This is a genomic window from Rhodococcus sp. 27YEA15 (assembly GCF_049739425.1).
Taxonomy (GTDB): domain Bacteria; phylum Actinomycetota; class Actinomycetes; order Mycobacteriales; family Mycobacteriaceae; genus Rhodococcus_F.
This window is the reverse complement of sequence record NZ_JBMHHW010000001.1, coordinates 4,586,412-4,613,323: the sequence shown is the minus strand read 5'-3', so window position 1 is coordinate 4,613,323 and position 26,912 is coordinate 4,586,412. Positions and strand designations below refer to the sequence as shown.

22 protein-coding genes, 1 tRNA gene, 1 other RNA gene and 1 pseudogene are annotated in these 26,912 nt (G+C 61.7%); 13 read left to right on the top strand and 12 right to left on the bottom strand.

Translation table 11 applies throughout. The features are described from left to right. The first annotated feature begins 28 nt into the window (after positions 1-28). The gene (locus ABH922_RS21595; RefSeq protein WP_424808860.1) at positions 29-1,261 is read left to right on the top strand and encodes an O-antigen ligase family protein; all 1,233 of its coding nucleotides are present in this window, start codon (positions 29-31) and stop codon (positions 1,259-1,261) included. 66 nt (positions 1,262-1,327) lie between these two features. Here ABH922_RS21595 and ABH922_RS21590 read toward each other — a convergent pair whose 3' ends face one another. Both ABH922_RS21590 and ABH922_RS21585 read right to left on the bottom strand, forming a co-directional pair. Then, positions 1,328-3,649 (bottom strand): oligosaccharide flippase family protein, encoded by a 2,322-nt coding sequence (locus ABH922_RS21590; protein WP_424808859.1) that lies wholly within the window; start codon positions 3,647-3,649, stop codon positions 1,328-1,330. 5 nt (positions 3,650-3,654) lie between these two features. After that, the gene (locus ABH922_RS21585) at positions 3,655-4,653 is read right to left on the bottom strand and encodes a glycosyltransferase family 2 protein (protein WP_424808858.1); all 999 of its coding nucleotides are present in this window, start codon (positions 4,651-4,653) and stop codon (positions 3,655-3,657) included. 245 nt (positions 4,654-4,898) lie between these two features. Here ABH922_RS21585 and ABH922_RS21580 point away from each other — a divergent pair, with 245 nt between their 5' ends. Both ABH922_RS21580 and ABH922_RS21575 read left to right on the top strand, forming a co-directional pair. Further along, a complete protein-coding gene (locus tag ABH922_RS21580; RefSeq protein WP_424808857.1) occupies positions 4,899-5,603 on the top strand; it encodes a hypothetical protein in 705 nt (234 codons plus the stop codon). Between the two features lie 145 nt (positions 5,604-5,748). Next, positions 5,749-9,084 (top strand): LamG-like jellyroll fold domain-containing protein, encoded by a 3,336-nt coding sequence (locus ABH922_RS21575; protein WP_424808856.1) that lies wholly within the window; start codon positions 5,749-5,751, stop codon positions 9,082-9,084. Between the two features lie 200 nt (positions 9,085-9,284). Here ABH922_RS21575 and ABH922_RS21570 read toward each other — a convergent pair whose 3' ends face one another. Both ABH922_RS21570 and ABH922_RS21565 read right to left on the bottom strand, forming a co-directional pair. Next, positions 9,285-9,794, bottom strand: coding sequence for a hypothetical protein (locus ABH922_RS21570; RefSeq protein WP_424808855.1), 510 nt, complete (start codon positions 9,792-9,794; stop codon positions 9,285-9,287). 95 nt (positions 9,795-9,889) lie between these two features. After that, positions 9,890-10,333, bottom strand: coding sequence for an adenylyltransferase/cytidyltransferase family protein (locus ABH922_RS21565; RefSeq protein ID WP_424808854.1), 444 nt, complete (start codon positions 10,331-10,333; stop codon positions 9,890-9,892). Positions 10,334-10,572: 239 nt separating this feature from the next. Here ABH922_RS21565 and ABH922_RS21560 point away from each other — a divergent pair, with 239 nt between their 5' ends. Both ABH922_RS21560 and ABH922_RS21555 read left to right on the top strand, forming a co-directional pair. After that, on the top strand, positions 10,573-11,922 hold the full coding sequence (locus ABH922_RS21560; RefSeq protein WP_424808853.1) for a UDP-glucose dehydrogenase family protein: 1,350 nt from the start codon (positions 10,573-10,575) through the stop codon (positions 11,920-11,922). A 202-nt stretch (positions 11,923-12,124) separates the two neighbouring features. Next, positions 12,125-13,468 carry a sensor histidine kinase gene (locus tag ABH922_RS21555; protein WP_424808852.1) on the top strand — a complete coding sequence of 448 codons (1,344 nt, stop codon included), beginning with the start codon at positions 12,125-12,127 and terminating at the stop codon, positions 13,466-13,468. Here ABH922_RS21555 and ABH922_RS21550 read toward each other — a convergent pair. Further along, positions 13,465-14,145, bottom strand: coding sequence for a response regulator transcription factor (locus ABH922_RS21550; protein ID WP_424808851.1), 681 nt, complete (start codon positions 14,143-14,145; stop codon positions 13,465-13,467). The genes ABH922_RS21555 and ABH922_RS21550 overlap by 4 nt on opposite strands. Before the next feature lie 86 nt (positions 14,146-14,231). Here ABH922_RS21550 and ABH922_RS21545 point away from each other — a divergent pair, with 86 nt between their 5' ends. The 3 genes from ABH922_RS21545 to tgt are packed head-to-tail and all read left to right on the top strand — an operon-like array spanning position 14,232 to position 16,741. Beyond that, entirely contained in the window at positions 14,232-14,915 is a 684-nt protein-coding gene (locus tag ABH922_RS21545; protein ID WP_424808850.1) for a metal-dependent transcriptional regulator, read from the top strand. 59 nt (positions 14,916-14,974) lie between these two features. Continuing rightward, on the top strand, positions 14,975-15,421 hold the full coding sequence (locus ABH922_RS21540; protein WP_424809754.1) for a GOLPH3/VPS74 family protein: 447 nt from the start codon (positions 14,975-14,977) through the stop codon (positions 15,419-15,421). A 36-nt stretch (positions 15,422-15,457) separates the two neighbouring features. Beyond that, on the top strand, positions 15,458-16,741 hold the full coding sequence (tgt, locus tag ABH922_RS21535) for a tRNA guanosine(34) transglycosylase Tgt (protein ID WP_424808849.1): 1,284 nt from the start codon (positions 15,458-15,460) through the stop codon (positions 16,739-16,741). On the opposite strand, the gene ABH922_RS21530 is transcribed toward tgt, so the two are convergent. Further along, complete coding sequence (locus ABH922_RS21530; RefSeq protein WP_424809753.1) at positions 16,732-17,457, bottom strand: queuosine precursor transporter; 726 nt, start codon at positions 17,455-17,457, stop codon at positions 16,732-16,734. The two genes, tgt and ABH922_RS21530, sit on opposite strands and share 10 nt — an antisense overlap. A gap of 107 nt (positions 17,458-17,564) precedes the next feature. Then, a complete protein-coding gene (locus ABH922_RS21525; RefSeq protein WP_424808848.1) occupies positions 17,565-18,503 on the bottom strand; it encodes a hypothetical protein in 939 nt (312 codons plus the stop codon). 146 nt (positions 18,504-18,649) lie between these two features. Between ABH922_RS21525 and ABH922_RS21520 the strand changes: the two genes are divergently transcribed. After that, positions 18,650-19,330, top strand: a complete 681-nt coding sequence (locus tag ABH922_RS21520; RefSeq protein ID WP_424808847.1) for a DUF4190 domain-containing protein — start codon at positions 18,650-18,652, stop codon at positions 19,328-19,330. 21 nt (positions 19,331-19,351) lie between these two features. Here the strand turns inward: ABH922_RS21520 and ABH922_RS21515 are convergent, their stop codons facing one another. The 5 genes and pseudogenes from ABH922_RS21515 to ABH922_RS21495 form a co-directional block, all read right to left on the bottom strand. Beyond that, positions 19,352-20,092: an EAL domain-containing protein gene (locus ABH922_RS21515; RefSeq protein WP_424808846.1), complete on the bottom strand. Its 741-nt coding sequence runs from the start codon at positions 20,090-20,092 to the stop codon at positions 19,352-19,354. A 239-nt stretch (positions 20,093-20,331) separates the two neighbouring features. Further along, positions 20,332-21,280: pseudogene (gluQRS, locus tag ABH922_RS21510) on the bottom strand (tRNA glutamyl-Q(34) synthetase GluQRS). Further along, positions 21,240-21,848 (bottom strand): TetR/AcrR family transcriptional regulator, encoded by a 609-nt coding sequence (locus ABH922_RS21505; RefSeq protein WP_424808845.1) that lies wholly within the window; start codon positions 21,846-21,848, stop codon positions 21,240-21,242. The pseudogene gluQRS and the gene ABH922_RS21505 overlap by 41 nt, the downstream one beginning before the upstream one ends. Positions 21,849-21,925: 77 nt before the next feature. Further along, positions 21,926-22,741, bottom strand: a complete 816-nt coding sequence (locus ABH922_RS21500; protein WP_424808844.1) for a pentapeptide repeat-containing protein — start codon at positions 22,739-22,741, stop codon at positions 21,926-21,928. Between the two features lie 476 nt (positions 22,742-23,217). Continuing rightward, positions 23,218-23,305, bottom strand: a tRNA-Ser gene (locus ABH922_RS21495). Between the two features lie 136 nt (positions 23,306-23,441). Between ABH922_RS21495 and ffs the strand changes: the two genes are divergently transcribed. From ffs to ABH922_RS21475, 4 genes are all read left to right on the top strand, one after another. Next, positions 23,442-23,538, top strand: an RNA gene (gene ffs / locus ABH922_RS21490) — signal recognition particle sRNA small type. A 45-nt stretch (positions 23,539-23,583) separates the two neighbouring features. Next, positions 23,584-24,876, top strand: coding sequence for an aminotransferase class I/II-fold pyridoxal phosphate-dependent enzyme (locus ABH922_RS21485; RefSeq protein ID WP_424808843.1), 1,293 nt, complete (start codon positions 23,584-23,586; stop codon positions 24,874-24,876). A 119-nt stretch (positions 24,877-24,995) separates the two neighbouring features. After that, positions 24,996-26,318, top strand: coding sequence for a glycosyltransferase 87 family protein (locus ABH922_RS21480; protein ID WP_424808842.1), 1,323 nt, complete (start codon positions 24,996-24,998; stop codon positions 26,316-26,318). A gap of 17 nt (positions 26,319-26,335) precedes the next feature. Continuing rightward, entirely contained in the window at positions 26,336-26,911 is a 576-nt protein-coding gene (locus ABH922_RS21475) for an HhH-GPD-type base excision DNA repair protein (RefSeq protein ID WP_424808841.1), read from the top strand. Position 26,912: the final 1 nt, after the last annotated feature.

Here is a 26,912-nt window from a genome sequence, read left to right as displayed (position 1 = left end):
CGCACGATGACCGCGCCGAGGAGTGTCCATGACCTTCAGTCGTTTTCGCCCCGACACCGCCTCCTTGTTGATCGTTCTCGTGTGGGCGCTGTATGCGATACCGCGGCTGGTGCAGTCGCTGACCGGCGTGAAAAGACGGGCCACGGTCGGCGAGGCCATGCCGCTCACCCCGCTGGCCGTCAACTTGGAATTGCTGTTTCTACTGCTGATCTTCGGGTTGTGTGCGTACATCGTCATCCGCGGAACGGCAGAAATGCCCACCGATCGGCGAGTGCCGTTGGTGCTCATGCTCGCCCCATGGGTGTACATCGTGATCAGGGACTTGTACAACGACCAGGTGCCGACACGCGGCGGCCTGCTCTATCCGCTCCTGGTGGTTGCGATCTGGATACTGCGGCCACAGCTGAAGAAGCTGGCGACACTCGGATATCTGGTTGTCTTGACCGCATTGGCGTGTATCGCCCTGGGGGCGTTACTGCCGGAAAGCGGGATACTCATCTCGAGTGCAGGTTCAGCGGTAGCGCCGCCGAAAGAGATTCTGCCGCTGGGAATTCTGATCGGAATTTTCACCGACGGCAATAATCTGGGACAGTACCTGGTACTCGGCTTGCCGGCGGTCATGCTGATTCCACGCCGGCTGGTACGTGCGATGGGTGTCGCCGTCGTACTGTTCGCGATCGTGTGGACGTCGTCGCGGTCGTCCTTGGCTGCCGCCGCGATCGCCTGCATTGTCTGGACGTTGATGTCCGTCACGCCGTCGGTGCTGCGCCGACTTGCCACCTGGTGTGCGGTGGCCGCGTGCGTGGGAGTGATGATGTGGTGGCCGTTGTCCGGCCCCGCCGACGACGCGTGGACCAATCGCGGCGCGATCTGGCGCCACAGTCTGGCGGCCTGGTGGAACACCCCCTGGTTCGGGTCCGGATCGAACTGGTATTCGGTTCTGCCGCAAAATGTCGGGAGCCTCGGTGGTTTCGCGTTCCACGGGCACAATCAGTTCGTGCAGACCATTGCCACCGGTGGATTGGTCTTCGTGGTTCTGGTGACTGCGATGTTCGTGACGATCACCTGGGCGGCATCGCAGTGGAGTGCGCGTGGTGTGTTCCAGCCGGTTGCCCTGCTGGTGGCGCTGTTCGCTTCGTCCACGTTGGAGGTGTCATTCGGTTTCATCGACCGCGCGTTTCTCGTAGCGGTGACTGTGCTTCCACTGATGTTCGCCATGTTCGCACCTCTCCCGGAACGTATTTCACGGTATCGACGCTGACTGTCACGAGCCGGGTGAACCGTCGATCGGACGGGACGATCGAGTGCGCGCGCGTGCTCTATGGGATCAGCGCACCGCTGTGGCGTTGTCGTTCTCGTGAGTCCGGCGATCCGAACCAGGTATGTCCACGTGCTTGCCTTGGCGGCGGGCTGCGCGTTGGAGCTGCCAATCCCTCGAGACAGCGGCGATCACCGCCAGCATCAGTCCGACGGCGGTACCGGTCAGCATGTTCAGGCCACGGCGCGGTGTGGTCGAGAACGCCGGCACGGATGCGCGGGTGACGGTCAGCTTGAGCATTTCGGGTTGTTCGGTCTGGGTCAATTGAGCGGCGACTTCTGCGAGTTGCTCGGCGACGGCGTCGGCGATCTGTGCTGCACCTTCGGCAGTGCTCGCCTTGACGGCAAGCTTCATGGTGACGGTGTCGTTCGGGATGGTGACCTCGATGTCTCGGGCCAGTGATTCGGCGGACACGTCGAGCTGCAGGCGGTCGATCACCGGTTCCAGAACGGCGGAGGTGGTGGTCAAGGCCGCATAGGATCGGGTGAGCGAGAGTGCTTGGGGGTACCTGTCACTGATCTGACGTGGTGTACCGACCACGCCCAGTTGAAGGGCGGCGTCCGCGCGGGCGATGTAGGTGGGAGGTGTGAACATCGATATGGAAAGGGCAACGGCCAGCGTCGCGGTCAGGACCGCCACGAAGATGCGCCACCGGTTCCGGATGATGGTCAGGTAGTTCCACAGCGTGATGGTGCCGGACGAATCCTCGGGCGCACCGGTGTCTGCCGAGTCCGCGCCAGAGTCGCCGTCAGCCGATATCGGTGTCGAGAAGCGGGGATGATCCAGGCGGCTCGGTATGAGGAGTGGACTTCGATCGACGACGACTCGCTCGACGGCGTGCTCGACGGGTTCGACGGCGTGCTCGACGTGTTTCTTCGGTCGAGGACCACGGCCGATCGCCCGGCCGGCGAACTCGAGCATCGTTGTCAGGTCGCGCCGGACAGCGGGAAAGACGAGGGCCGATACCGCGGCGCTACCCACGGCGCAGGCGAGGCCGGCGGCCAGGGCGGCGAGTGGTGCGGTGAACAGCCGAGATCCGGCAAATGCGAGCAGCCCGGCGGGCGCACCGAACAGCAGGATCGCTCGCAAGGAGTTGCGGAACAACATCATGGTGTCCACGCCGGAGACTCGGCGAACGTGCCACAAGGTGACCAGCCAGTCCACCAGAAAACCGATCGACGACGACGCGGCCACTCCGACAGCCCCCCAAGGCAGTCCGGCGAGGGTGATCACGATTACCGCTGGTCGGAGGAACAGATAAAGGCGCAGCTGCGCGACGGTCAACCCGTGTGACAGATATACCCAGTAGCAGATCTGAGATACCGAGCGGAAGATTCCGCCGATTGCCAAGAGCGCGAAGATCGGCACCACGGACGACCACTGATCGCCGAAGGCGACTTTGATCAGGGGTTCCGCAACTCCGGCACTGACCGCGAGAGCCGACGCGGTGATGTATCCGCCGATCAGCTGGGCTTTTGCCAGATACCGCCCGTAGGTCACCGGATTGTCCTGGACCTTGGCGAGGATGGGGAGCGCGACGTTGGTCAGCGGGGCGTTGATCTGGTTGAGGGGGGTCATCAACAGTTGGTATGCGCGATTGTAGAACCCGAGTGTGGTGGGGCCGTACATCGCACCGATGGCGATGCTGTCGATGTTCTTGGTGGCATATCCGAGGAGTTGGGTACCGAGCAGTCCGCCACCGAAACGAAAGAACCGCTTGATCGACACGTCTCGTTGCGGAAGTCCGGGACGCCATTTGGACATGAAGGCGCTCAGTACCAGGGTGGCAACGGCCACCATGATCAACTGCGCGACAATGGCCCAGTATCCGGCACCTGACAGTGCCAGCGCCACCGCTGTGCCGACTCCGATGGCGCTTGCGAGTACGTCGGTCGTGGACAAGGCGGTGAATCGAAGACTGCGCATCAGTTCGGCGCGGAACTGGGTTGCTGCGCCACTGAGGACGAATACGCCCGCAACGGCGAAGACTATGGGTAGAAGCTGGGATTCTCCGTAGATCCATGCGATGAGGGGCGCTGACGCGGACACGACGACAAAGCAGACGGTGCCGATACCGGTGTTGGCCCAGAACAGGTTGGTTCGTTCGGCATCGCTCAAATTCTTGGCCTGGACGGCAGCGAGCGAGAGGCCGAAGTCACGGATCAAATCGGCGGCGCCGGTGATCGCGACTACCATGGCGACGATGCCGAAGTCCTCCGGCGTCAGGAGCCTGGCCAACAGGATCAGAGACGTGGTCTGGACGATGAACTTCACTGCCTGGAATGCAAGCGTGACACCGCCGCCACGAGCGGCTTTGTCCGCGAGATTCACCGGTGTCAACCGCCGACCGGGCGACGGTACTCGAGATAGGTCCGGCCGACTGCGCCTGCGACGATCCCGGCTCCGCGAGCGGCGATTCGGATTCCGTTGGCCTGATTGCCAGGGCTGCGGCCCAACACACCGAGCACGCCGCGAGCGGTTCCGCCCAGCAGGCGAGTTGTTCCGGCAATCAGCAGTGCCACCCGTAGCCGAACGATCCGCGCGCGGCCTGAAGTAAGTGCGAGTTCGGTTCGAGCCCACGAGTTGCCGATCCGATAGCGTCGACGTATCACCCAGTCGCGAGTAGCGCGGTCTGCGGGCACTACGTCGGTGACGACAGCCTCGTCACACCACACCAGTGTGAAACCGGCACCGGTGTATCGGCGCGTGAACAGGCTGTCGGATCCACCGCTGGCGCTGAAGCTCTCGTCGAATTGCAACGAGATGGAGCGGACCAGACGCAAATCCAGAAGCAGGTTGTTGGTTGCGGCCACCCGTACCTCGGTACCGGTACGCAGTCGACGTCGCTCGAAGAAGCCGCCGTCGGCGATCCACGGATCGAGCGGAGTCGCGAATGCTGATACGACTGGACCGACTACACCGTCTGCGCCGGTTCGAAGGCGAGTGCCCAGTAGCGACGTCAACCAGCCAGGTGTCGGGCGCTCGTCGTCGTCGATGAAGACGAGCAGATCGAATTCTCGGGATTCGGTGAGTGCCCGGTTGCGGGCGGCCGCGATACCGGGAGTCGGCTCGTGCACGTAGGTGACGCCGTCGCCGAATCGGGTTGCGGTCTCGCGAGCGCCGCCGTCGGGATCGTTGTCGATGACAAGGATGGTTGGGGGCGATATGTCGTATATCTGGGCGACCTCGCAGCTATGGATCAGCAACTGTGGAAGTAGCTCGATCAGGTCGTCTGGCCGCCGATACGTCAAAACGGCTATCACGACCGACAAGCCGGACATCTGGCAGTCGGACCCGCCGTCTGAGTCTGAGGAGGCACTGGCATTGCTGATCACCTGTCATATGATAGCGCTACGTGTTTGCTGAGACCTGCCCCGCAGCAGGGGCGGCAAAAGGGGGAGCTTCGACAATGCAGTGGACAACACGTCCTGGACGATTTTTCCGAACTACCGGCCTGGTATTTGCCGTATTACTCACGATAGGTGGATTCAACGTCGACATGGCGGCGGAGGCCGACGCCGAAGTACCCACTTCTTTCGGTCTACCTCCGCGAACACCGTTGAAAGTTCACAATGGGGACTTGACGATACGAACCGCCGGTACGGTGATCGAGAATCTGGATATTCGGGGTTTCGTCCGGGTCGAGGCCAGTAATGTCACGATCCGCCGGTCCATCATTCGGGGGCGAGATCCACAGAAGACGAATCAGGCGTTGGTGGCTGCATACGGAGACCATCGGAATTTCCGGATCGAGGACACGACGCTGAAGCCGACGACGCGTTCGCCGTATGTGGACGGTATCAAGGGCAGGAATTTCTCCGCCCGGGGTCTCGACATCTCCGGCGTGGTCGATTCGGTGGTCATCTTCGGTGACAACGTCGACTTCGGGTACAGCTGGTTGCACGACAATCTTCACTATTCGCCGTGGCCGCAGCAGTGGGACAACCAGACGCACGACGACAACGTGCAGATCGAGGGCGGCCGAAACATCACCGTGCACAACAGCCGCTTGGAGGGGGCACACAATGCGGCTGTGATGATCACGCAGAATTACGCACGCGGAGCGAACATCCAGATCAACGACAACATCATTTCCGGCGGCCAGTGCGCGATCAACATCGACGAGAAGGGACGCGGTCCGGTCGGGGTGACGATAAAGAACAACAGGTTCGGCAAGTCGGGAATCAAGGATTGCGGGATTCTGGCACCGAAATCGTCAGTCGGCGACTGGCCGAGAAACGTGTGGCTCGCCGGCGGAAGTCCAGTTCGAGTACGAAGCTCGTAGGGACAAAGTAATCATATCGGAAAGTGGAGTAATTCTCTCCAAAAATAGAGTAGCCTGATGATTGCCAGAGGCGTCTCGCCCGTGGCTTCAACTCGTGTCCGGGGGATGAAACCGGGTGCGTTACGCCCTGCAATCAGGAGTTCGAATGGTCGACATCGCCGGTACGCGTACCGACGGATATCAGGATCGTCGGAAGAGATGGCGTCGTTTGACCACTGCGTGGGTAGCGGTGACGACAGTTCTGGCGGTCGTGGGATCGTTGAGTGTAGGTACAGCAACCGCTGATTCCGCGCCACCGAGTCCATCCACCCCACCCACAGTGTCCTCGGACGCGCTGCCCACCGTTCAGGTGGACGGCGTGGTCTGGTCCCAGGTCGTTGCCGGTAACACGGTGTACGTAACAGGCAACTTCGATAACGCTAGACCTGCGGGATCAGCGAATGGAACAAATAACATTCCGAGATCGAACGCGCTGGCGTACGACATCGACACCGGTGAACTGAAGCCGTGGGCGCCCATGCTCAACGCACAGGGGCGCGCTATCGAAGTCTCGGAAGACGGAAAAACCGTCTTCATCGGCGGCGACTTCACCAACGTCAGTGGTGTCAATCGGTATCGGTTGGTCGCTGTCGACGCGAACAGCGGTGCGGTTCTCAACATGATGACTGCGGCGTTGGATGCCGGCGTGCGATCTCTCGAGGTCAGCGGTAACACGCTGTACGTCGGCGGCATCTTCAACAGTGTCGGAGCGCAGGCCCGGCAGCGGCTGGCAGCATTCGATGTCTCGACCGGAGTGGTCCTTCCCTGGTCGCCCAAGGCCAACGCCGAGGTCATGGCGATAACCGCGCCACCCGGCAGTAACAAGGTGGTGGTAGGTGGGCGCTTCACGACGCTCAACGGTGTGAACAATGTCGGCGTCGGTTCGCTCGACGCCACCACTGCTGCCGCATACCCCTTTCCCACCAACAATGTTGTGCGCAACTACGGCACGGGTTCCTCGATCTACAGCTTGAGCAGCGACGCCGACGCGATCTACGGCACCGGTTATTCGTACGGGTCGGGAAACCTCGAGAACGTCTTCTCCTCCGATGTCGCAACCGGAAATCTACGGTGGGTCAGCGGCTGCCGAGGTGACACGTACTCCAATGTTCTCGTGGGTGACGTGATGTACGCGGTCGGGCACCCGCACGACTGCAGCTCGATCGGTGGTCAGCCGCAGACAAATCCGTGGTCTTACCAATACGGCTTGGCTTTCCGCAAGAACGTGACCGGAGCAGTCAACATGGGTGGAGATTTTCCCGGGCGACCGGCTCCGGAGTTGTTGCATTGGTTGCCGACGTTGGCCCCCGGAGTCAAAACCAAACAGTTTCAGGCAGGTTGGTCGATCGCGGGGAATGATCGTTACATCGTTGTCGGTGGTGAATTTCCCAGAGTCAACGGTGTACCGCAAGAAGGACTTGTCCGTTTTGCGATCAAAGATCAGTCTCCGAACAAGGAAGGGCCGAACGGCTACAACGAGCTCACGCCGAATCTGACGGCGGTGGGCCCTGGCGCGATTCGGGCGACGTGGACGGCCGCGTGGGACCGCGACAACAGTCGCTTGACCTATGAGCTGCTTCGCGGTGAGAAACTGTCGACTGCGACGGTGGTGGCTACCACCGCCAACGACTCGCAGTGGTGGAATCGCGGCCGGATGGGTGCCACGGATACGTCAGCACCACCCGGAACTGTCCAATCGTATCGGGTCAGAGTCACAGATGCTTTCGGTAACAACATGATCGGTCAGACAGTGACGGCCACGGTACCGGCCGGCAGTGCGTCACCGAGTGAGTATCAAAGACTGGTTGCCGCAGACGGTGCCAATCACTACTGGCGACTGGGTGAGACTACGGGAGCTGTCGCATCGGACTGGGCGGGTGATTCGGATCTGACGTTTAGATCGGCCCAGCGCAACGTCGACGGTGCGATCGTCGGCGACCCGAACAAGTCGACGCAATTCTCGGCCGGATCGAGCACCGGAGGGAGGGCGCAATTCGCCCCGCAGACGTTCAGCACCGAGGCGTGGTTCAAGACAACCACCCGTTCGGGAGGCGCGATCGTCGGTTTCGGTAACGCGAACGGCAACAACAGCAGTGTCAACGATCGTGTTGTGTACATGAGCAATTCGGGTCAACTGACGTTCGGTGTGAATGTGAACGGAGTCCGGACGGTGACCAGCCCGGCATCGTACAACGACGGGCAATGGCATCACGTCGTCAGCACCTTGGACACAACCGGTATGAAGCTCTACGTCGACGGCAAGCAGGTGGCCGACCGTGCCGATACGATCCAGGCCTCTTACCGTACGTCCGGCTATTGGCGGGTAGGTGGTGACAACATGTCGGGTTGGCCCTCGATGCCGAGCACCGCGAACTTCTCCGGTGTTCTCGACGAGGTTGCCGTCTACAACATGGCGTTGAACTCTGATGCGGTGCAGACACATTGGCAGCGTGGGCAGGGAGTGGCGGTGAACAAGCCGCCGGTGGCAGCTTTCACCGAGGCGGTGACCGGCCTGGCAGTTGCCTTCGATGCCAGTGCGTCCACTGATCCGGACGGAACCATTGCCTCGTACGAGTGGAACTTCGGGGACGATGCAACGGGAGCCACGACGACGGTGGGGACCGCGAAGACGGACCACACGTATGCGGCGGCCGGAACGTACACCGTGACCTTGACGGTCGTGGACAACGGCGGAGCGAAAAACACTACGTCGCACCCCGTTACCGTGAAGGATGCCGCGAATCCGCCAATTGTGGTCGATCCGCCGGAAGTAGATCCGCCTGTGGTCGACCCACCAGACGGCGAAGAGTTGGTGGCCAAGGACGATTTCAGCAGGGATACGGCCTCCGGCTTGGGTGCGGCCGAGGTGGGCGGCACATGGTCGGTGACCGGTGCCGGGGCCAAAGCTTCGGTTGAATCGGGCTCGGCGAAAGTGACAGTGCCTGCCGGTCGTTCGGCGACGATGCTGTTGCCCGCGGTTCCCACCGGTGATGTCGACGTGACGCATTCGGTGTGGTTGGAAGCGATGCCGACCGGCGGCGGTGCATACCTGTCGACCGTGCTGCGCAGTGGGCCTGGTGGCGATTACCGTTCGCGGATAAGGATCCTCGCCGACGGTTCGGTGCAGGTATCGTTGGCCAAGACGGTGGCCGGCACCGAAACGGTGCTCGGTAATTCCACTACGCTGCCCGGCTTGACCTACTCGGCAGGCACGCGTCTACGAGTACGCGCGCAGATCCTCGGTGCATCACCGTCGACCTTGCAGGTGAAGGTATGGGACGAGAGCAAGCCTGAGCCCGCCGGCTGGACCAGGTCTGTAACCGATTCCAGCTCGGGACTGCAAGATATGGGTTCGACCGGTTTGGCCGTGTACATCTCGGCGTCGTCCACCGAACAGGTTGTTGCGCGGTTCGACAACTTCGAGGTAGTCGTCCCTCAGTAGCGATCAGTGCCGACGTTGCCTGTCTCTTGCGATGCGAGAGGCAGGCAACGTCTGTCTGCGTGGCGGTGCCGTGGCTCCGTCTTCTGAGCATCTCGGTCATGGAATCCGGTGCCGACGCAAGACGGCCCGTCTGCCACTGGCAGACGGGCCGTTCGGGTGGATGGACCTGAGCGAGGTGGTCGGCGTTCGCCGAGCAGTTCTCAGCGAGCTACGGCGATGACGTTCTCGGAATCGCTGTGGCTGACCTCGAATACCGTCGAGTCCAGCCCGTCTTCCGGTATCTGGAACAGGTAGACTCCCTGAGCACGGTCTCCGGGCGCCAGAATCCCGCCGACGGGTGCTGCGGTTTCCGCTGAACCAGGGGAAGCGGGGAGGCCTTCGTTGTAGTACGCGTTCACGGTCAGGTCGTCGAGTGAAATGTCCGTGGTGCCAGTGTTGACGAATTCGAGTGTCACGCTCAATCCGCTGCCGCCGATCTCTCCTGGTCCGTTGGCGGAGAGTTCGAGAGGCTCGGTTCCTACGGCCGTGACCTCGAGATCATTGGACAGAGTGCTGGGTTGATCCACCGGCACCGGTGGCAACGTGGTGATGCTCTCGGAGCGATCTTCCGTCATGCCTGCCGAGGGTGGCGGCCCGGCTGGGACATCGGCCGCGTCGGAATCCGGGCTGGAACACCCGGTAAACACCGCAATCGCCAACAGTGCGGACATTCCGACCATCCGAGGCGATCGCGCAAAGTTACGAGCGGATTGAGTTTTTCTCATGGATTGCTGCCCGATTCGTGTTGATTACAGTGAGACATACGTTAGTTTGTGCCGGTCTGTCGTGCGTTGACGGACTTCTCCAGGGCTGCGCGTAGGAGGGTGCTCGACGTGTCGAGTGTGTAGGGAAAATAGACAACCTCGACACCGACTGCGGCAAATTCGCGCTCCAGTGCAAGACCTTTCGGAGTTCCCCGCCAGTCGTCGCCCTTGAAGATCGCGTCGAATCTCACATCGCGCCACGTATCGATTTTGTGGGGCTTGGTTTCGGCAATGGCTTCGTCGACGCAGTTGATGCTTGCGACGATGGCAATCCGCTCGGCGAGGGGAATCACCGGATTGCGGCCCTTGGCGAGATGAGCCATCTCGTCGGATACGACGCCTGCGATCAGGTAGTCACACTGGCTTGCCGCATGGTTGAGGATGTTGAGATGTCCGATATGGAACATGTCGTATACGCCAGGTGCATATCCGATACGCCGGGTCACTTCACGATTCCTGCCCGATATTTGCTGAATGTTCCAGCTGGCCACTGTTTCATGTATGTCCGTTTTCGCCGTTGTGGTCGCTGAGTGATTGCTGACTTTCCCGAGATTTTTCCAGCGACCTGGGTTGATGTCGGGTTTACCAATGTATGGTTAGAGGATAGCGCAGCGATTGGTGTCTTCGGTAACTTAACCGCAACATATTTTGCTGCCTGGTTCTTGTCGATATCAGTGGAGGCTAAGTGTTTGCACGGCGAATAACTGTTGTTGGAACAGGGTATGTAGGGCTGACAACGGGCGCCTGCCTGGCATCGCTCGGTCACCACGTCGTCTGCGCCGACGTCGACGAAGAAAAGATCCGACGGTTGCAGGCGGGAAAAGTGGACATTCTCGAGCCTGGTTTGTCGGAATTAGTGGTGGAAGGACTTGCCGCGGGACGTCTTTCGTTCACGCTCGGAGCTGCCGTTGCCGTCGAAGAACACTCCGAGGGCGTCGAGGTCATATTCCTGTGCGTACCCACCCCTATGGGCGTCGGCGGTGTTGCGGACCTGCGAGCCGTCGAGGCCGTGCTGGACGAGATTCGCGAAGCCGTGCCGTCGGGATGCGTGATCGTGAACAAATCCACAGTGCCTGTCGGCACAGCCATCCGTACCGCGGAGTTGTTGGGGCGGTCCGACGTCGCGGTGACGAGCAACCCGGAGTTCTTGCGAGAGGGCAGTGCGGTTCGCGACTTCCTCAACCCCGATCGAATCGTCGTCGGAGGGGAAGCGCAGGATGCGGCGGAGCGCGTAGCGGCGCTGTACTCCAGACTCGGAGCGCCGACGGTGCTCACCGACTCGGCCAGTGCGGAGTTGGTGAAATATGCGGCCAACGGGTTTCTCGCGATGAAGCTGTCGTACGTCAACGCGGTGGCCGAACTGTGTGAACGACTCGGTGCGGACATCTCGGATGTCACAGAAGGTATGAGTTACGACCGCCGAATCGGTCGTGAGTTCTTGAATCCAGGTCCGGGCTGGGGTGGATCGTGTCTACCGAAGGACACCCAGGCGCTACTTCAAGTAGCGGACGCCGCCGATTTCGAGTTCCGATTGATGAGGGCGTCGATCGACACCAACACCCGTCAACGGCAGCGGATGGTGGACAAGATTCGACTGGCAGTCACCGGCAACCGGAACGGATCACTCACCCATACCCGCGTGGCACTGCTGGGATTGACCTTCAAAGCCGGCACGAATGATCTTCGTGATTCGCCTGCCCTGATGATCGCGGCCTTGTTGCGGCAGGCAGGCGCCGAGTTGGTCGGATACGATCCTGCTCTGTCCGTTCCGATGTCACATCCGGATTTGGCAGGTATCGAACTGGCGGCTGACGCGTATGCCGCGGTCGCCGGGGCAGATGCCGCGGTGGTGTTGACGGAATGGCCGGAATTCCGCACCCTCGACTGGCCGAAGATCGCCGCAGTGATGGGTTCTCCACGAGTGATCGACACCCGAAATCTGCTCGACCGGGACGTCCTGACGCGAGCCGGTCTGACCTGGACCGGTGTGGGCCGACGCCAGTCCGCGGGCGCTGTCGCTCTCGCGGCGACGTAGCTGCGGGGCGCCGTACGGTCGGTTCGGTGCGTCAGTGCCGGGCAGCGAGTGGGCAGGACTCGGTATTGTGCAGCGACTCCTGAGCAATGCTTAAGGGACGCTGAGGAGCGTTTCGGTGGACGGCATGTCACGGTTAGTGTCGTACGCTGTGCCATCCCGAATCTCAGAGTGGAGGAGCCGAGTTCGGCGACACTTCCGACCGGTGCGCAATCGTCTGACGTTTCTTGCTGCCCTCCTCGTTGCCGTCACTCTGGCCGTCGCGGCCGGTGTGACGCTTCTCGTCGTACACAAGCTGCTGCACCACTCCGCTGATGTGGCTACGACGGCGCGAGCACGACAGATCGCGGCTGTCGTCGAATCGGACGGTGTCGGTGCGCTCGACGGATCTCTACTCACCGCCGGCCGGTACGTCGATGTCATCCATGTTCTCGACAGTGGAGGCCGGGTCGTCTTCGGTAGCGCAGGCGGTCCGGGTTCGGCATTGGGTCCGGTATTGCGCCCGGGGGAACAGCTACGTGAAGGTGGCCTGGCTGCAGAACCGGGTGGTTCGGAGTTCCGAGCGGCACGTATCGGGGTGGACAGTCCGGACAGCGGGCCGATGACGATCGAAGTCGGTGCAGCGGAAGGCCCCTTGTATTCGGTTCTCGTGCACGTCGGGGCGTTGTGTGCTGCCTTGATTCCGATCATCGGAGCGGCGGCGGCGCTGACGTACTACTTCGTCGGCCGAGTCCTCGAGCCCGTCGAAGAGATTCGTCGACAGGTCGACGACATTTCCGGAGGCGATCTCGATCGTCGAGTTCCGGTGCCCGCCACCGGCGACGAGATCGCGACCTTGGCGGCCACCATGAACGGGATGCTCGACCGTATCGATGCCGCCCGTGCCCAGCAGATGAGGTTCGTGGGCGATGCGTCCCACGAACTCAACAGTCCGTTGACCACGCTGGTCGGGTTGCTCGATCTGTCTCGAGAGACGAGGCAACCCATCGACGTCGAGACAGTCGAGACAGTGATGCTGCCTGAAGCGCTGAGGCTCAAAGGGATGGTCTCGGACCTGTTGTTCCTGGCGCGTGCCGACGAAAACGGTGTGCCGCTACGTGGCGCCGACCTCGATCTGGACGAGTTGGTGAGCGCGGAGGTCGCCCGCCTCGAGGCATTGGGCCGACACGAGATCACCGCCACTGTCGTCCCGGCTCGAGTGCGCGGTGACGAGGAGAAACTTGCTCGGGCGCTGCGCAATATCGCGGACAACGCGACCCGGCACACTGTGGACCGCCTCGCCTTCGACATGTCGGTGGACGGGGACCAGGTGAGAGTGACGGTGGCCGACAACGGTCCGGGGATCGCCGATCCCGATAAAACCCGAGTAACAGGGAGATTCGTGCGTCTCGACGACGCTCGGGAACGTAGCAGTGGCGGTTCAGGTTTGGGTCTTGCGATAGTCGACGAGATCGTTCGCGCCCACGACGGGCACATCGTCATCACCGACACCCCGGGGGGCGGCGCCACCGTTGGATTCACCGTTCCGGTGCAGTCGTGGGATCGCTAGCCCCCGCCGTCGGCGGCCAATCGGTATCCGACGCCCCGAATCGTCTGAATAGCTTTGCACCCGAACGGTGTGTCGATGCGTCTGCGCAGATAGCTGATGTAGACCTCGACGACGTTTTCGTCGCCTCGGTAGTGGATGTCCCAGACGGAGTCGAGGATCTCGGCTTTGGTCAGCGCCTCGCCCTTGCGTCGCATCATGAATTCGAGCATTCCGAATTCTCTTGGTGTCAAAACCAATTCGACGTCCCCACGCTTGGCGATATGGGCTGCCGGATCGACAGTCAACGTTCCCGCGGTCATCACGGTCGGGCGCTCGGGTGCGCCGCGCCGTACCAGGGCGCGCAATCTGGCAATCAGTACGACAAACGAAAAGGGTTTCGTCAGATAGTCGTCGGCACCGAAATCCAAGGCGTCGGCCTGATCGTATTCGCCGTCCTTCGCGGTCAACATCAACACCGGCGTCCACACGCCGACGCTGCGCAACTGCCGCACCACCTCGTACCCGTTGAGTTTGGGCATCATGATGTCGAGCACGACGGCGTCGAAATGTTCAGTGGTCGCCTTTTCCAGTGCCAGAACGCCGTCGTGGACCACATCCACGACCCAACCCTCGGCGACCAGCATGCGGCGCACGGTTTCCGCGACGTTGTGTTCGTCGTCCACCACGAGTATTCGCACGGCTCTACTATCCACGGTCCCGCTCACGCCACTGTTCGTGACCCTGTGTCGGCACCGGCAAATCACTCGAGAATGTGCTCTACCGTATGAGGGACCTCATCAACACCACCGAGATGTATCTGCGCACCGTCTACGATCTGGGAGAAGACCGTGTTCCGGCGCGGCAGATCCGACTGATCGAGCGCCTTCGTCAGAGCAGTGCGACGGTCAATCAGACCGTTGCACGGTTGAAGCGAGACGGCCTCGTCACGCTCGCCGACGGTCATCGCGTCGAACTCACCGGCGCGGGCCGTGCGCGCGCGGTGGAGGTCACGCGTAAGCACCGGCTGGCCGAGCGACTACTCACCGACATCCTCGACATGCCTGCTGTTCTCGTGCACGACGAAGCCCGTCGCCTGCAACACGTGATGAGCGAAGCGGTCGAGCGTCGCATCATCTGCATTCTCGACGGGCCGACCACGTCGCCGTGGGGTAACCCGATTCCGGGTCTCGATCATTTCGGTATCGAGGTCGAACCTGATTCTGCAACAATGCAACTCGCTGACATTCCGGTTTCCGGTATGCCGGTGACGAGTACGGTTCGAAGTATCTCCGAACACGCTCAAGCCGATAGTCGACTCATCACTCGATTCATCACGGCAGGCGTCATTCCCGGTGGGCGGGTCACGATCACGGCCTGTGGACGGTCGTATCTCGTCCGCGGGCTCGACACGATCGAACTGCCCGAGAAGTTGGCTCATGTCATCCACTTCGACGACGTGCTGACGTGACCGGCCGACTGGTCTGGGAGCGATGCTGATCGGCGAAGAGATGTTACTTCTCGCAACCGATCCCGAGAGCGGAAAACTGCGACGTACGTGGACGCCGGGCTCGGGGGCGCTCTCCTGGTCGCGTTGGTCCTCGCGCAACGACCTATCGGAATCTCGAATCTCGAGCATTGGTGTTCGCCGCCGCCCACCGGGTACTCGGTGTTTTCCCACGTACCCGGTGGATGACCACCGATCCACGACGAGAGGACCGATCACGGGCCACACTGAGTGAGATCCTCGACGGCACCTGCGAACCCGCACCGAACGAGGCCGCACTCGTCGCCGTCCTCACCGGGGCGAGCATGTTGAGAATCATCGTCCCCTCGCACGAGTTCACAGGGTCACGCGCCCGCGCGAAGCGGCTGCCCGAAGGCAACTGGGCCAGTGCCGCGGTCCGGACATCCGTCGCAGCCACCCAGGCTGCTACCGCTGCCGCGATTGCCGCGTCCGCGTCGTCCGGCACGTGACCTGGCGATGTCGGCGGCTGTGACAGGATTACTCACGTGAGCACCGCTGTACCGACACCGTCCGAATCCGCCGCCGAGCGCCCCGAGTCGATTTTCACGATCGGTACCAGGCTCGAAGACCGGCTTGGCCGCACCGGCACCATCCATACCCCGCACGGAGACATCGCGACTCCGTCGTTCGTCGTGGTGGGAACCAAGGCGACGGTCAAGGCCATGGTGCCCGAATCCGTCAAGGAACTCGGCGCGCAGTCGGTACTGGCCAATGCCTACCACCTGTACCTGCAGCCGGGCCCCGACATCGTCGACGAAGCCGGCGGCCTGGGCAAATTCATGAACTGGGACGGCCCCACCTTCACCGACAGCGGCGGATTCCAGGTCATGTCCCTGGGCGTCGGCTTCAAGAAAGTGCTCGCGATGGAAGCCGTCGGTGTGCAGTCCGACGACGTCATCGCCAAAGGCAAGGAACGTCTCGCCACCGTCGACGACGAAGGGGTCACCTTCAAGTCACACCTCGACGGCAGCAAACACCGGTTCACCCCCGAGGTGTCGATGCAGATCCAGCATCAGTTGGGGGCAGACATCATGTTCGCCTTCGACGAGCTCACGACCCTGCTCAATACGCGCGCCTACCAGGAACGCTCCGTCGAGAGAACTCAAGCGTGGGCCGTGCGCTGCCTGGCCGAACACGCCAAACTCACCGCTGAACGTGTCGGCAAGCCCTACCAGGCGCTCTTCGGTGTAGTGCAGGGTGCGCAGTACGAGGACCTGCGTCGTCAAGCGTGCCGCGGCCTTGAATCCGTCATGGACGAGAACGGTCACGGCTTCGACGGTTACGGCATCGGCGGAGCCCTCGAGAAGCAGAACCTCGGCACTATCGTGCGCTGGTGCAACGAGGAACTGCCCGAGCACAAACCGCGCCACATGCTCGGTATCAGCGAACCGGACGACTTCTTCGTCGCCATCGAGAACGGTGCGGACACCTTCGACTGCGTCAACCCGTCACGAGTGGCCCGGAACGCCGCGATCTACGTGCGCTCCGGGCGGTTCAACATCAACACCAGTCGCTACCGCCGTGATTTCACACCCATCGACGACGACTGCGATTGCTACACCTGCGCCAACTACACCCGCGCTTACATCCACCACCTGTTCAAGGCGAAGGAAATGTTGGCGTCGACGCTCTGCACGATCCACAACGAGCGGTTCACCGTGAAGTTGGTGGACGACATCCGAGCCGGTATCGAAGGCGGGTACTTCCACGAATTCAAGGCCGACATGCTCGGACGGTTCTACTCCCCGAAAACCGTCACTCAGGTGTAGGTGGGTTCGTTTTTCTTCACGTGGGCGATGACGCGATAGGTGACCGGCATGACCAGAACCTCGACGAGGGTCTTCCACAGGAAGCCGACCAGCACGTAGTTGACGAAGTCGGTCCACGTGTCGATGCCGATGACGCCGGCGGCGATGGAGCAGAAGATGAGGGTGTCGGCGAATTCGCCGACCACGGTGGAACCGATGAGACGTGCCCACAGGTGTTTTTCCTGCATCCGCTTCTTCATCATCACCAGGACGAGCGAGTTCAGCAGTTGGCCGACCAGATACGCTGCCAGACCTGCAACGAGCAGTCGCGGAATGACGCCGACGACGGTTTCCAGAGAATCCTGGTTGTCGTAGAACTGGGCAGAGGGCAGTTGGACCGTTACCCAGAAGCATGCTGCCGCCAGGATCAGGGCACCGAAACCGATGTAGATCGCGCGGCGGGTGGCTTTGAAGCCGTACACCTCGCTGAGAACGTCACCGAGCACGTAGGCCAGCGGGAACAGGAAGAAGCCGCCGTCGGTGATGACGGGCAGAATCTGTAGCGGGCCGAGGGCGAACTCGGTGCCGGAGAAAAATGCGACCCCCTTGGTCGCGCAGATATTCGATATCAACAGCGTTGCGGTGAACAGGGCGACGATCGTCGGGTAGTAACCGAGGCTGACGTGCGCAAATTTGGTGTCGGGAGTCGAATCTTCGGGTTGATCTGGTGCTGTCACGACAGCCATCCAAGCACTTCAGAGCGTCGAGGTGCCTGTCGGGTTGTCCGGAACACACCGAAGGCCCGGCTGGTTCGAGCGAACCGGCCGGGCCTTCGGTGGGTGGATCAGTGGTGCAGTGGGGCAACCTGCCTGCCGGTGACGACCCGGTAGGCGTAGGTACCGGCGATCAGCGTGATCGGTCCGGTGGCCAGCAGTCCCAGCCCGCAGGGAATGGCACCGAGGATGTTGATACCGATAGCGGCGAGGGCGAGAAGGAGTAGCGGTCCGACGTTCTTGGAGATCACCGAGAAGCTCGACTTGATCGCCGTGACCGGATCCTGATTCTGGTCGATCACGAACTGCAGCGTGAAGTACGTCAGGAAGGCGATTGCGATTCCCGGGATGATCAGCAGCACGAAGCCTATCGCGGTCGCGACGCCCACCAGAATACTGGCCAGGATCACTGCGCCGACATTCGCGAACTGGAAAAAGGAGCCGAAAGCAGGCTTGTTGCCGTCGACTTCGTGGAGTGCACCGCGGACGAATGCGGCCTGAATCAGGAACCCGACCACGACGGAGACGAGCGATCCGAGGATGCTCAGAGCGGAGAACGAGGCGTCGGCCGACGCGCTGAATCCACCGAACAGCAAGTTGATCAGGAACGAAACGGCAACCGCGACAAAGGTGATTACCACCCAGACCAGCGCGTTGTTCTTGAACCGTTCCCAGCCGTACCCGAGCGCGGCACCTACCGAGAGTTGCGGTCCGCCGAATCCGACGCCGTAATCGTTGGCGGGCGGCGGCGGAAAGCTGCCGGGTGGCGGGTAGTTGCCCGGCGGTGGGTAGTTACCGCCAGGTGGTGGGTAGTTGCCGGGCGGTGGTGGGTAGTTGCCGCCAGGTGGTGGGTAGTTGCCGGGCGGCGGTGGGTAGTTGCCGCCAGGCGGAGGTCCGGCCGGTGGCGGGTAACTACCGGGCGGTTGGTTGCCTTGCTGCCCGTACGGGTTCTGTGGCGGGAATTGCTCGCCGCCGGGATTCTGGTTGGGATCGTACCCACCGCTTGTCATGTGTTCCCCTCTGTAATGGAAGGCGTGACCGTTCGCGGACGCCTTCGACCATGGCAATGGATCAAACCCTACGTGGGTTGTATGTCGTCGGGCATTACATCTATTCATTTGGATTCCGGGGCCACTGGTGGTTTAGGCTTTGTCTCATGAGCACTCCCGGGGGGAATAACGAGACGCCTTCGGGTGACTACCAGGCAAAACCTGGATACGGAGAGTTCCCGAGCCTGCCGCCGGAGGGCTACGGCGTGTCGCCCGCGGAAACCGGTAGTTCACCAGAAATTCCGGGATACGTCTCGCCCGGCGAGCAGTACCCCGGCTACCCGCCCCCAACGTACGGGGTACCGCCACATGAGCCGCCGCCGGCGCCGGGCGGTTACGGGTCTCACGTAGACGCGACCAACCCCTACCTCCCGCCTGGATATTCCGCGCCGCAGAACCAGTACCAGCAGCCCGGCGGGTACCAGCAGCCCGGCGGGTACCAGCAGCCCGGCGGATACCAGCAACCCGGCGGATACCAGCAACCCGGTCAGTATCAACAGCCTGGCGGATACCAACCGCCGTACGGTCCGGGTTATGTGTCGCCCGGGCAGGTACAGGGAACCAACGGTATGGCTATCGGGTCGTTGGTCACATCCATAGTCGGCCTGTGCTTCGGTTTGGCGTCGATTGTCGGGATCGTCTTGGGGATTGTGGCGCTGAACAAGATCAAGCAGACCGGTGAGCAGGGTCGCGGACTGGCGATAGCGGGAATCTGCGTCGGTGTTGCCGGCTTCGCGGCCTATGGTCTTTTGTTTCTGTTGGCGTTGACCGGCAGCGCGTGGAGCTGACGTGGGGGCGATCTGACGAGTTCAGGCCATGGTGACGGCAGTGGTGGCCGGCAGTGGTTTGCCGAAGTAGTAGCCCTGCCCCAGGTCGCAACCCGCACGTAGTGCGCTCGCGGCGTGATCGGGAGTTTCGACGCCTTCGGCGATGGATTCGAAGCCCAGCTTCCGGGCGATGTCCGCAATCGACTCCACGACGATGAAGGCGCGGTCTCCGGCGTCGCCGTCCAGTCCGGTGGACCAGATCAGTGACTGGTCGATCTTGAGGATGTCGAGTGGCAGCTCCGACAGGGCGGAGAAGGACGCAAACCCCGCGCCGAAGTCGTCCAGAGCTATCCGGATTCCCTCACCGTGCAGTATTCGGAGCGTCTTCGCCGCGTGTCGCCCCACCACTCCCAGTTCGGTGACCTCGACAATGACGCGATTATGCGGGGTATCGGAGCTGTGGAGGGCGTCGAGTATCTCCGCTGCTGCGTGCGGCGTGGCCAGTTGGCGAGGCGAGAAATTGACTGCCACGCTCAGGTGTGACGGCCATGTCGCGGTTTGTACGCAGATCATGTCCAGAGCCTGGAGGCCGATCGGGATGATGAGTCCGGATGATTCCGCGGATCGCATGAAATCCTGAGGTTCGATCAACCCGCGGAGCGGGTGTCTCCAGCGCAAAAGTGCTTCGTAACTGGTGATCGCGGACGAATGCAGGTTGACCTGTGGTTGGTACAACACCTCGAATTGATGGTCGTCGAGTGCCTCGCGAAGCTCGCGGACCATACGGATTTCCTTTTCGTCCTCTGCCGTTCCTGCCGCACGAGAGTGACAGCCTGAATGCTGCAAACGGGTGTAGCGGTCAGTCGGGGGATGACCCTGGATGACGCTTGCCGTGACTTCGTGCTTTCGGTCACAAATGTCAGCCGTTGCTAACGGTACTTCACTCGGCGTGAATTGCCAATGAATAGCTATAATCGATAGTTCTTTATAATTAGACAATTAGCGCAAAACAGATGGGATTGTCATCCGATGGCGGGCGGGATGAAGATCCACGGATCGGGTGGTATTCCTTCGGGATCGAAGCGGTCGGCAAGAGTGGCGGGCGTCAGTTTCTCGCCGGGCGCGGCCAGGCCCAGGCTGACGCCGATTGCTGTCAATACTTCTGCTGGGCCGACGCCTGTGGCGGCCATGTCGGCAACGGTAACCGCCCCGTCCCGTTTGGCCAGACGTTTCCCCTCCCTGTTGAGCACCATGGGTACATGGGCGTACGTCGGATCGGCTGTCCCCAGTAACTGTCCGAGGTATGCCTGTCTGGGCGCGGACGACAGTAGGTCGTCGCCGCGGACCACCTGGTCGATGCCCTGGTGGGCGTCGTCGACTACAACTGCGAGATTGTATGCGGGAACTCCGTCACCGCGAAGTAGGACAAGATCGTCGACGGATCCGGTTACATTGCCGTGCAATATATCTCGTACACCAAATTCGGCGGTTGTCGGCGCGGAGTCGCAAAGCGGGTGAGCGTCCTGACGAAAGCCTTTCGGCACGTTGGTCTTCCGTGAGATCGCGACACGTTCCGGGGTAGGCCCCGGCGGGAGCGTGGGGTGCCGACGGTGCTTGTAGGATCTCTCGGCGAGTGCAGTAGCAGGGGTAGGTGAGTCCCTGTTCGGCTAATATATCGATGGCATTGCGGTACAATATGATTCGGTTGCTTTGCTGGGTTACTTCGCCGTCCCACTCGAGGCCGATCGCGCTGAGATCGGCAAGTTGTCGCTTCATTGCACCTGGTCGTACTCGGTCGAGGTCCTCGACGCGGATGAGGAAGCGGCGGCCGGTCGTGCGAGCGAAGAGCCAGGCCAGCAGGGCAGTCCGAAGGTTGCCGATATGCAGGTCGCCCGACGGGCTGGGTGCGAATCTGCCTGCGCTCACCGTGTCAGCCGACCAGATCCGTGGACGGACGCGAGATGTCGGCATCGTGCAGCGTCAACCGGATCTGGGTTTCCAATGCGTAGGTGAGATAGTCGGCCGGGTACATCGAGGGATTCGAGACCGCATCGAGCGCCAATCCGTTCACTGTTGCCAGAAGCAGTGCTGCGCGGGTCTCGGCCTCCGGTGTCCCTACTCCGATCAGTGCCCCGGACAGTGCGGTCCTGGCAGTGAACAAGAACGTGCGTCTGATCTCGGCCAATGCGGAGTTGGTTGCCGCCCGCACGGCGAAGGCTGAGAGGACGTGCACTTCGCGCCCGCGTTGTTCGTCCAGGGGGAGTAGCTGGGACAAGGCGTCGAACAGTTCACGGTGCGGGCCGGTGCCTGAGCCGGCATCGGGCAGCCGGGTGAGCAGGCGGTCTACCAGGGTTCGCAGGGCGAAGGCCAGCATCTCGTCCTTGGTCGAAAAATGGTGTTGGACGGCCCCGATCGAGACTCCCGCACTCTTTGCCACCTCGCGAACACTCGCATTGTCGAGTCCTGACTCTGCGGCGACGTCGAACAGGGCCGCTGCGAGCAATTCGGGGTTCGTGGCGGAGTTTCGGCGTTCGGGCATACGGTGACAATACCCACGTATGGAGAATATCGGCACGTCAGGGCCGTTTTTGGTGGCGTACGGGTGGTGCGACCGGTTCAGGACCAATGGGCGGGTCTCGGGAGTGAGTCGGGCAAGGCGGTGGCCGCGTCGCCGATTGCTCCGTTGATCTGAAATCGAGTAAGGAAGATGCTGCCGCGCAGTCGTGCCCCGCGCAGATCGGCGCCACGTAGGTCAGCGCCGATGAGGTCTGCCCCCTCGAGGTCCGCCGCGCGCAGATCTGCGCCGATCAGATATGCGCCTCGAAAGTTCGCGCCGCGAAGGTTTGCTCCACGAAACTTCGCGCCGATCAGGTCCGCGCCGCGATGCTCCGTCTTGCGACTTCTCTTGCCGCCCAATGACGATCGAACCAGCTCGCTGGTCCGCAACAGTAGAACGTTGACCTCGGCCCGGTGCGCTGCCACGTCGATTCGTAGAATGGCGGACGCGGGACCGTCGGCGAGATTCTTCGTGCGTTCGATTTGGGCATCCAACTCGGAGAAGATGATTCGCGTCTGTTGTAACGATCTTGCCTCGGACAAGTACCACAGCAGTTCGTGTAGCTGGCGAACGACAGGGAAAACTTCGAACATGCCGGACGCACTTTCAGGGGCATCTCGCCAACTCGTTCCCCCATGGGTGTGTTGTGAAACCTTTTGTCCCGCACCGAAACAATCGTAGACAGTGCAGCCGGTGAATCCCTTGCGTCGTAGGCTGGTGTGGATTCCGCAACGAAAATCGTCCTGTAGGTTCTTGCACGGCCGACCGGCGTCCTTGTCCACCGCGAAATCCGACGACTTGGCAAAGGGGAGCGCAACACAGCACAGCCCGAAGCAGTTGCTGCAGTCTGCGAGCAGGTTGGTCTGATCGAGCACGCGAGGTTTCTCCTGACAGTCGTGGTTCGCTCGAAGTGTGTGTCTCGGTGCGGCGACTGTCAAACGATTTGCGCGGCTCGGTGAGGGGGGAAGTACGGCAGTGCCGAGATTGTCGAACAGCGGGTGGGTGCCGCCGACCGGTTCCGAGCAGCCGACGTGCCGTACCTGTAGCGGGAATCAGGACTCCGACCAAGACGGGAACTGTGGCGGTGACTACAGCCGACTCCCGGATCTCGATATCGCCGCACATGTGACCGACCCGATCGCGCAAGGCGAGTGCGGCAATTGTCGCCCGGGCAGCCTATGCGCGGACACGCTGCCGAGGAATCGAATGCTCACCATGACCTCGGCGCAGACGTGAACCGTCGTCGGGGCAGGCATTCCCCCACGGCAGTTTCGGCTCGAATCGGCCGGTCGTACGAGAGCAGAAAAGAACCCCCTGTGATCTGCACTTCTGCAGTCACAAGGGGTTCCCTTGGCGGAGGATAGGGGATTTGAACCCCTGAGGGCGTTAACCCAACCCGCGTTCCAGGCGAGCGCCATAGGCCACTAGGCGAATCCTCCGTGCAGAAGCATACCCAACTATCTCCCCCAAGCGTTAAACGGGTGCCTGAGCTGCGCAAAGAGGTCCGGCTGTCGACATGTCGAGCAGGCGCGGGTGGGTGGTGTGCCAAGACTGTCGTCGGCCGTCTACACTGTTCATTGGATCCCGCGCGGCGCGCATCCTGTGAACTCCCCCAGGGCCGGAAGGCAGCAAGGGTCAACGGGCTCTGCCGGGTGCGCGGGGTCCTCTTATTTTTCGCATATCCCGACCCCGCCTCGTCGGTGAAAGGCCGCTCCGGATGCCTATCCAAACCCAAATCGGGTTGATGAGCCATGAAGAACTCACTTCCGAGCACGAGAGCCAGAGCGCGAAGTACACGCAGCTCCAGGCGCAGAAGCTCGCACTCGATCTGACTCGAGGCAAGCCGTCACCGGAACAACTCGACCTCTCGTCCGGGCTACTGACGCTGCCGGGCGACGGGGACTTCCGCGACGGAACCGGTACGGATTGCCGTAACTACGGTGGCCTTGCAGGTCTGCCCGAACTGCGTGCCATCTTCGGTGAACTTCTCGGCATCCCGGTAGCCAATCTTCTCGCAGGCAACAACGCGAGCCTCGAGATCATGCACGACAACGTGGTCTTCTCGTTGCTGCACGGCACACCGGATTCCGCTCGCCCCTGGGCGCGTGAGGAGACGGTGAAGTTCTTGTGCCCGGCACCGGGTTACGACCGCCATTTCGCCATCACCGAGTCGCTGGGTATCGAGATGATCGCCGTCCCGATGAACCCGGATGGTCCGGACGTGGTCAAGATTGCCGAACTTGTCGCTTCCGATCCGCAGATCAAAGGCATGTGGGCAGTTCCCGTGTACGCGAATCCCACCGGGGCGGTGTACTCCGAGGACGTGGTGCGTGCGCTCGCGTCGATGCCGGCTGCTGCCCCCGATTTCCGTTTGTACTGGGACAACGCCTACGCCGTCCATCCATTGGTCGGCGAGACCGCACCGTCGTACGACGTTCTCTCGATGGCTGCCGAGGCCGGACACCCCAATCGTCCACTGGTCTTCGCCTCCACGTCCAAGGTCACCTTCGCCGGCGCCGGCGTGAGCTTCTTCGGTGCTTCCGCCGATAACCTGGCGTGGTACCAGAAGTTCCTGGGTAAGAAGAGCATCGGCCCGGACAAGCTCAACCAGTTGCGGCACCTGCGTTTCTTCGGTGATGCGAATGGTGTGCGTGCACACATGGACAAGCATCGAGCTTTGTTGGCTCCGAAGTTCGAACTGGTGCTCAGAATTCTCGAGGATCGCCTCGGTGCCTCCAAGGTCGCGTCGTGGACCGAGCCCAAGGGCGGGTACTTCATCAGCCTCGACGTAGTCGACGGGACCGCCAAGCGCGTGATCGAGCTGGCCAAGAATGCGGGCATCGCGCTCACCGCTGCCGGCTCCGCCTTCCCCTACAGCACTGATCCCGATGACCGAAACATTCGTCTGGCGCCGAGTTTCCCGGGCACTGCGGAACTCGAGGTTGCGATGGACGGCGTGGCAACCTGCGTGTTGCTGGCTGCGACGGAATCACGGCTGACTGAAATCTGAGTGGTCGAGGACTGAGCGGTCGAGTCGTCAACTCGGCCGCTTGTCGGGCGGTATCGGGGAGAACCTTGTAGCCTTCGGGACAGCCAGTTCCCGGCATAGGGTGCGAACCGGAGGTTGCAGTGACGGGCGCGATCAAGGATTCGGACAACCGTGCTGTCGTGGGCACCGATGAGAAACGTCGGCTGACGTTCGGTTTTGTTGGGTTCTCGATCCTCACGGTGCTGGCAGTGTGCTCGGTACTGATGGTTTTTCTCGGTGTCCCGATGGGCGCGAGCTACTGGGGCATATTCAACAATTTCCTCGATCTGGATGTCTATCGGCACGGTGGCAGCATGGTGGTACAGGGTCGTCCGCTGTACGACGGCCCGGTCCTGCAGGGCATGATGTTCACCTACACGCCGTTTGCTGCACTGTTGTTCACCGGCTGGGCGGTCTTGTCGTTGCAGGACGCGGCGGTCGTGTGGACGGTTCTCAACGTTGCGGCGCTGCTGGCGGTGGTTGTCCTGTGTTGGAAGTATCTGGGCTATCGGCTCGACGTCCGGGCATACGCGGTCAGTGTGCTGGCCACCGCCATTTTTCTGTTCATGGAGCCGATTCGAACCACATTGTGGCTGGGCCAGATCAATATTTTCCTGTTACTGCTGATCGTGTGGGATCTGGGGCGCGAGGAGAGCAGTCGGCTTCGCGGTATAGGTGCCGGTATCGCTGCCGGTGTGAAATTGACACCGGCGTTCTTCTGGGTGTATCTGTTCGTCACCCGACAGTGGCGGGCGCTCGTCATCGCGGTCACGACGTTCGGGGCGACGATCGCCCTGGGGTTTGTGTTCATCTTCGGTGACGCGAAGAAGTACTGGACAGGCACGCTGTTCGAGAGCGATCGAGTGGGGCGGACGGATACACCCAGCAATCAGTCCGTGTCCGGGCTGATTGCGCAGCTGACCCATACGCCGACACCGTCCAAGGTGCTGGTGATCGCCGTCAGCCTGGTGGCGGTCTGTCTCGGGTTGAGCGCTGCGTGGTTCGCGCATCGCCAGGGCCAGAAGTTGTTGGGATTGACGTTGACAGGTATGACGGCCACCACGGTCTCGCCTTTTTCCTGGGGTCATCATTGGGTGTGGTTCGTGCCGTTGGTGATTCTGGCCGCGCACTACGCGTTGGCATCCGGGAAGCTCTGGGCCTGGGTTTTCCCTCTGTTCTGTCTGTTGCCCGTTCTGAACTGGTCGCACACCTGGTGGGATCCCACGGTCATTCCCGGGACGGATCGTTTCGTCGGGATGGGTCTGTTCATGTTCGTCACCCCCGAGTATTTGAGGATTCCGACGCGCGGGATCTATCTGTGGGTGTTCGTCGCGGTGGCGTTGGCCGCGTTGATCGTGTTCGGGTGGAAGAAGTGGACGGTGCCGATTCCGACGGCCTACGTGCCAGCGGCACATCCGTCCTGAAGTGGCAGTATCGAGCTATGGCGCTTTCACTCAATCTCGTCGGTGACCCTGAAGCTGATGCTCTCCTCGCCGAGAATTCTTTGGCACTGCTGGTCGGAATGCTCCTCGATCAACAGGTAGCGATGGAGACGGCATTTCTGGGGCCCAAGAAACTCGTCGACCGACTCGGAGATCTCGATATCCGGCGGATCGCCGACATGGACACGGACGAGTTCGTTGCGATCTGCGCCCAACCGCCGGCCGTACATCGATTTCCCAAGTCGATGGGCGAGCGCATCCAGTCGGTGTGCCAGTTCGTCGTCGAGAACTACGACGGTGACACGGCAGCAATCTGGACGTCCGGCGATCCGGACGGCAAGGAGGTGCTGAAACGACTCAAGGCACTGCCTGGTTTCGGAGATCAGAAGGCGCGGATCTTCCTGGCGTTGCTCGGCAAGCAGATCGGAGTCCAGCCCAAGGGGTGGCGGGCCGCTGCCGGCGACTACGGCCTCGACGGTTCGCGGCGTTCCATCGCCGACGTCGTCGACGAACAGTCCCTGCTCGAGGTGCGGGAGTTCAAGAAAGCGGCGAAAGCCGCGGCAAAGGCGAAGTAGG